At 37.7% G+C, this 6,299-nt stretch carries 6 protein-coding genes; 2 read left to right on the top strand and 4 right to left on the bottom strand.

Going from position 1 to position 6,299, the window contains the following annotated elements:
- From BT797_RS24550 to BT797_RS07035, 3 genes are all read right to left on the bottom strand, one after another.
- A partial coding sequence (locus BT797_RS24550; protein ID WP_339391040.1) for a chromate transporter occupies positions 1 to 223 on the bottom strand: 223 nt, incomplete at its 3' end.
- 32 nt (positions 224 to 255) lie between these two features.
- The gene (locus BT797_RS24545; RefSeq protein ID WP_280522437.1) at positions 256 to 444 is read right to left on the bottom strand and encodes a chromate transporter; all 189 of its coding nucleotides are present in this window, start codon (positions 442 to 444) and stop codon (positions 256 to 258) included.
- A 265-nt stretch (positions 445 to 709) separates the two neighbouring features.
- A complete protein-coding gene (locus BT797_RS07035; protein WP_244534288.1) occupies positions 710 to 1,159 on the bottom strand; it encodes an AAA family ATPase in 450 nt (149 codons plus the stop codon).
- 629 nt (positions 1,160 to 1,788) lie between these two features.
- On the opposite strand from BT797_RS07035, the gene BT797_RS07030 reads away from it, so the two are divergent.
- Together BT797_RS07030 and BT797_RS07025 are read left to right on the top strand one after the other, a co-directional pair.
- Positions 1,789 to 4,200, top strand: coding sequence for a VolA/Pla-1 family phospholipase (locus tag BT797_RS07030; protein WP_075471450.1), 2,412 nt, complete (start codon positions 1,789 to 1,791; stop codon positions 4,198 to 4,200).
- Between the two features lie 196 nt (positions 4,201 to 4,396).
- Complete coding sequence (locus tag BT797_RS07025) at positions 4,397 to 5,296, top strand: hypothetical protein (RefSeq protein WP_045110078.1); 900 nt, start codon at positions 4,397 to 4,399, stop codon at positions 5,294 to 5,296.
- A gap of 70 nt (positions 5,297 to 5,366) precedes the next feature.
- Here BT797_RS07025 and BT797_RS07020 read toward each other — a convergent pair whose 3' ends face one another.
- Positions 5,367 to 6,248, bottom strand: coding sequence for a sigma-70 family RNA polymerase sigma factor (locus BT797_RS07020; RefSeq protein ID WP_075471448.1), 882 nt, complete (start codon positions 6,246 to 6,248; stop codon positions 5,367 to 5,369).
- Positions 6,249 to 6,299: the final 51 nt, after the last annotated feature.

The raw sequence follows: 6,299 nt of genomic DNA, 5'->3' as shown, positions 1-6,299 counted from the left end.
CCACCGCCGTTACCACACAAATTGTGATCGTAGTGCGCTCTTTACAGAAACCTTTGTACATATTTAGCGTCGCATCAGCAACAACGACAACTGCTAATAATTTCAGCCCGTGGGTCATACTCACTAACCATACAGCATCTTGTGTCGCATTGGTTGTTGCTAGAATATAAAGCAACAGAACCGAAGGAAATGTGAATGCTATGAACGCGGTAAAACCACCGATAACACCTGCACGACGTAAACCAATTGCAAAACCTATCTGACTTGAACCTGGGCAGGTAAAAACTGACTTAACGAAATTAATCTTGCATAGCTTTCGCTATCTATCCATTTTAATTTTTGAACGAATGTTTTCTCGAAATAACCGATATGTGCAGCTGGGCCACCAAAACTGATCCACCCCAATGTAAAAAACTGCCAAAATACTTCCAAAACTTGCTTCATTACTTTGCCTTTTATAGCTGTTATGCGATACCAATTTCGCGTATTTATTATATTTCAGTTTTATTGCAGATATATGACAGAAATAACGGTTTGCAGTAAGTTATAGCGTCAAAATCATCCATTTTGGTAATTTCCAAAATGGATGGCATTACAGGCAGATAATGACAGTGATATAAGCTCATAACAGCGAGGATTATTTCATCGCAATGACAAGGTTCTCCCCAAAAAAGGCATAAAGCTTACTTCATTTTAAGAGATAGTATTTTTAAGTTGGAATATAACGGATTTCATCAGGATAAGGTTCATAATTCAACGCCATTTTTGCCACGACGTCAGCTGGCACATGATGAGTGTTCGTGAATTCACCACAACAATGAATGATATAAGGAACGATGTTATAGCTAGCAGCAATGTCCAGCAATGCCGTTAACTCCCACCGCTTAATTGTCGTGTTACTCACAATCACTGATTGCCCTTTACCTAACGCATTGCGCATAGTTTGTTGACAGTATTGATGAGCTAGCTTCATCTTGCTTCCATTGTAGCTATACTTACCTTGCTTATTAATAAAGTAATGGTCCGCTTCACAATGAACAACATCTGGAGTGAGTTGGATATAACGTTGCGCAAGTGTTGATTTACCCGAACCAGGTATACCACGGATAATAATAATGTAAGGCGTAGACAGTTTAGTTAGTTCAAGTAATAAAGCCATAACACTCATGATGTCGATAACGAATAGATAGTCAGTATAAATAAGCGAGTGAATACAAATCAAGTAATGATAGTTAATCGTATTGCCTATAAAAAACACAATGCCAGAATAAACAAAAATGTGACCAGTGTTGCGAATATGTTAATTACCACATATTGATTAGCATCAGAGTGTAAATCTATGTAACCAAGAATCACGCACAATAACAGCAATAGGTAAGCATTTGATTTTATTTACCTTAGCTAATTTAATCCAAAACAATAAATATTTATAAAATCCATTTCCCACCAAATAATAGCGTGATCGCAAATTGCGTCATCTCACACAAAACGTGACAACCTGTTAACACTTAAGTATGAATGTTCTAGAATCTCAGCTAATCAACTTAACTGGTCAGACCTAATTTTCGTCATAATTAGATAACAATGCACAAAATAAATTAAGTAATACAAATGCTTAATTAAAATTAAAGTTACTGTGTAATTGAAAATAGTTAATTGAAATCAGCAGATTACAAGGAGAGTAAATGCATAGATTTAATATAACCGCAGAATGTATTCCGCAGACAAATCCCCATTTAACTCATTCTCTAAGTGCACCATTATTATATTTAAAATTCGGAGTTATCAATGAAAAATAAGAAAATTCTAGCTCTTGCTATAGCAAGCATACTTGGATTAACAGCCTGCGGTGATGATTCAACAGACCTCCGTATCGATGACACAATTAAAGATTCACTTAACCGTCAATCAAGTATCGCATTTGATTTAATTTCTACAAAGAAAACAGTATCAACACCAACTAATTTATTAATGGATACGTCTGATGGAACGTTGAATATTCCAATCGATAAAGATGACGATAAAACACGTGCAAATCCAGCGGTAGCAATGGGTGATACAGATGGTTGGAGCCCAACACAACCTTTCATTATCAAGCTCGATTTACCAACTGGTGTAACCCTAACAACAGACTCAGCACTCCTTCACGCTGCTGTGAAAATCGCAAAAGTCGATGTATCAAGAGCAAACGTTATGAGTAACCCTGTAGCGTTAACAGCAGGTGTTGATTATACCGTTATCTCAACGGGTACTTCACTGGCTGTCTTACCACTAAAAGGCAGTCTAGAGCACGGCAGTGACTATATTTATGCGATTACTGATGCCTTAGTTGATAGTTCAGGTCAAAAACTGGGTATGTCGACTAGCTACGCAGCTTTAAAAAACAAACAAATTGATCAAACTGGCAGTAAGCTAGAAATACCACAAAAAATAGTATTGCAAGTTGAAGGCCTGATGGATGCTTATGGCATCGCTGATTATGAAAACATCATTTATTCAAGCTGGTTTACCACTTCATCGGCTGGTGAAGCGCTATATAGCGTGAAAATGGCCACAGCATCAGCACTTGCTGGTAAAAATCTCTGGAAAGATGGCGCAAATCCAAATAACTCAGACTTAAGCAAATTATATAAACTATCAGGACTAACACCTAAACCGCTTGGTCCTCTAGATGCTGTGATAAAAGGGCACACAGGTGTTATTGAATTACCTTCGTTCTTAGAACGAGGTGTAACAGATGAAAAATGGAAGAAGACTCCATGGCAAAGTGCGATGCCGAGCTTAGCTATTATCAATGGTGTATTAACTTCAGGGTCTGATAAAGAAAAATTAGATCTTGTCAAGCAGTTAAGAGCGGCGGGAATTGATCCAGCCAAGCTTGCAGATCCTACGGAGCAGCTGAAGCTTGTTGGTAAATCATTCAAACTTAATGGTGAACCGCTTGATTCTGAACGTCTCATTACTAAGTACAGCCCTCTCCCACAAGTAAAATCTGTTGAAAAGGTTAACTTCTTATTAATTACTCCAAGAAATGTGCCCGTAGGAACGAAAGTTCCAGTAGTCATATATCAACATGGCATCACATCAATCAAAGAAAACATTCTAGCATCCGGCGCTGCGCTTGCAGCTAAGGGCTATGCGATATTGGCAATAGACTTACCACTACACGGCGAACGCAAACTAAGTGATGACACAGTCACAAATGAAGCACATGCTGACGTTTTCATGAACTTTACTTACTTACCTGTTGCTCGTGATAACTTACGTCAAGCTGTTGCAGATCTAATCGGCTTACGTGCAGGTCTTAACCTGATCGTTACAACACCAGGTACAGAATTAGATGTTCTTGATACATCTAAAGTTAGTTTCTTTGGCCATTCTCTCGGTGCTATGACAGGTATTAGCTTGCAAGCTACTATAGACAGACCTTTACCTGACTCGAATAATGACGGTGTCGTTGGTGATGGCGATCAATACTTTAAAATAGACAAAGCAGCATTTGCTAATCCAGGTGGCGGTATTCCATACTTACTACTTAATTCTGAAGAGTTTGGTGGCACTGTTAAACATGGTTTAATGGCGGCAAGTGATACGCAGGATAAATATAGTAATGGCTATATAAATTTTGTTGGGAACCAGTGCGATCCTGATCCAGTGAATAACCCTGACACTGACAAACCACTTAAAGATAATAAGGCATGTTTTAATGGCTATTATGATTATATAGAACTCCTTAAGCCAGGAACTCAAACGAAAATTGATGCTACATTCCAAAGCTTTGCTGTCGCCGCTCAGACCGTTCTTGAAACGGCAGATCCATTCGCTTTAGCGCGTAAAATTAAGGATACACCGGTTTACTTAGCACAAGTAAAAGGTGACTCGGTAATTCCGAATTTCCTAGATCCGAAAGCTGGCTATGCAGCAGCTTACTCGCCAATTGCTGGTACTGAACCACTAATGACGCAACTTAAACTTAAAAATATTTATACGTTTACAGACACAAATAAGAAAGCGGCATTATTCCTTGCTGGTGAACATAGTTCTGTGATTCTAGATTATACAGGTCATGCAGATCATCCTAATGCTGATACAAATACTACCAATGAACTACAGAGCCATATCACTAACTTCCTAACTGGTGATGGCAGTACTATCGGCAATATTGATAACAGTTTACTTGACCCTAAATCAGTTCCTTAACGACTGATTAAGCCAATAATCAAACAATAGACTGAGCAATTGCTCATAACAAACGAAGGTTTAGTGATAAACCTTCGTTTTTTTATTTAAATTCCACTGAACTATTCCAATCATTTGGTAACCAATACATAATCTACTCAGTAATATGTATTTTTAATTACATCTAATAAAATCAACCCAACCAATAAGTGACATCATGAATATTAAATTAATTTCAGGCGTGGTTATCGCCGGACTTGCAGCAAGTTATGCTGGCGGTAAGTTTTATATGACAGACAAAGTAGAAAAACAACTTGATGCAAAGATCATCGAAATGAAACCTATGATTGATGTTAAATATGGCGATCTAAGTGTTGAACCTATCACCCAGAAAATTCAATTACATAACGTAGTGCTAAGCCCTGTTGATGGCAGCGCAAGTCCTGTCACTATTAATGAAATAACCATTAATAAGTTTGATGTAGAATCAGAATTCCCTGCCGCGTTAGACATCGCATTAAACGGGATTTCAATTAGCATTGATGATATAGAACCACAAACAGCAGAACAGCTTAAAGAACTTGGTTATACGGATGATATGTTAATCAGCCTATCAACAAAATACACTTACGTTAATGACGTAATGGATTTAGAGCTTGGTCTAAGTGCACAAGACATGGGTAAAATGGAATACTCGCTTAACTTAGCTAACTTCCAATTTGATCCGAAGCAGCCAATTAGCCTATTATTCTCTTACCCGAACTATCAGCTAAATACTGCTACGTTTACTTACACAGACCAATCATTTATTCAGCGCCTGCTTAAACAAGAAGCGCAAACGTCAGATATCAGTGTTGAAGAATTAAAACAGCGTGTATCAGATAAGGTAAATAACCTGCTTGCGGCAGATCTTGAAAACAAGAATAATGAGCTAAGTGATGCAGAGATAAAGCTTGCGAAAAATGCGGCTGCAACATTTGTTAAATTTATTAATGATCCGAAAAGTATCACTATTTCTGTGAACCCAGAACAAGCTGTCACTTTAGGTGAGATAACACAGACACAAAATGACCCAGCTAAATTAATTGCCTTACTGAATATGGCATTCAAGGCATAGTAACCGTCATTCATTAACGGCTAACAGCAAATAAGGTCAGCCATTTTATCTATAGCTGACCTTATTATCATTAAATACTTGTCGTACAAATAGAATCTGCTTCAAAATCAAAATCTTCTTTTACCAAGTCATTCGCACATAATTGTTCTCTAACTTGGCTCAGTCCATTACGAATAATTTGTCTTACACGTTCGCGGGAAATACCCATTAACTGTGCAATGGCTTCTAAGCTCATTGGGTCCTGCCCTTTAAAACCAAAGCGTAAACGAATAATGTTTTGACTACGAACCGGTAGGTATTCTAATAATGCGTCCATATATTCATAATAATCACATTTTTCATAACGAATATCAGGCTGGCAATTAACTTCAGCTGCAACCAAATCTTTTAGACTGGCCAATAAATTATCACCACCGCGGATCTCTTTATCTAAAGATCCTTCATTAAAATAATGACCTAATATATTCAGTACTTTACGAGGTGATATTTTGAGTTCTTGGGAAATTTTGGTAATACCTTCATTGGTATCAAGATCAAGGCCAAGTTCAGATGAAGCTTTCAATATTTGTTTGTAGACGCGTGTAACATGAATGGGTATACGGATAGTTCGAGAATGGTTCATAATATACTGTTCGATATTATTTCTTATCCACCACACTGCATAGGTTGAAAATCGGCAACCACGTTCTGGGTCGAACTTATCTACCGCATGCATTAAGCCGGTATTACCCTCTTGAATGATCTCATCCCAATCAAGTGAATAATTTTTATACTTCTTCGCCACCATAAGAACCAATTTCAAATTTGATTGGATCATAGTGTCTCGAGCAGATTTATCCCCATTGGCTGCAGCCACAGCTGTGTCGTATTCTTCCTGTTTAGACAGTAGCTGGCTAAATCTTTGTAATTCATCAAAATACGCATCAAGTGCGTGACTAGTCATGTTATTCATTAATCATCCCTGTTTATGGTTCACTACCATAGTAACATAACAAGGTGACAC

Origin of the sequence: Moritella viscosa (assembly GCF_900120065.1) — a bacterium.
Classification (GTDB): Bacteria; Pseudomonadota; Gammaproteobacteria; order Enterobacterales; family Moritellaceae; genus Moritella; species Moritella viscosa.
Note: the sequence above shows the minus strand (reverse complement) of the source record. Positions and strands in the feature narration are given on the sequence as shown.

Bases quoted from the DNA above. Each gene is read 5' to 3' on its own strand.
- BT797_RS07035 (WP_244534288.1), bottom strand. From the start codon at position 1,159: ATGGCTTTATTACTTGAACTAACTAAACTGTCTACGCCTTACATTATT.
- BT797_RS07030 (WP_075471450.1), top strand. From the start codon at position 1,789: ATGAAAAATAAGAAAATTCTAGCTCTTGCTATAGCAAGCATACTTGGA.
- BT797_RS07025 (WP_045110078.1), top strand. From the start codon at position 4,397: ATGAATATTAAATTAATTTCAGGCGTGGTTATCGCCGGACTTGCAGCA.
- BT797_RS07020 (WP_075471448.1), bottom strand. From the start codon at position 6,248: ATGAATAACATGACTAGTCACGCACTTGATGCGTATTTTGATGAATTA.
- BT797_RS24545 (WP_280522437.1), bottom strand. From the start codon at position 444: ATGAAGCAAGTTTTGGAAGTATTTTGGCAGTTTTTTACATTGGGGTGG.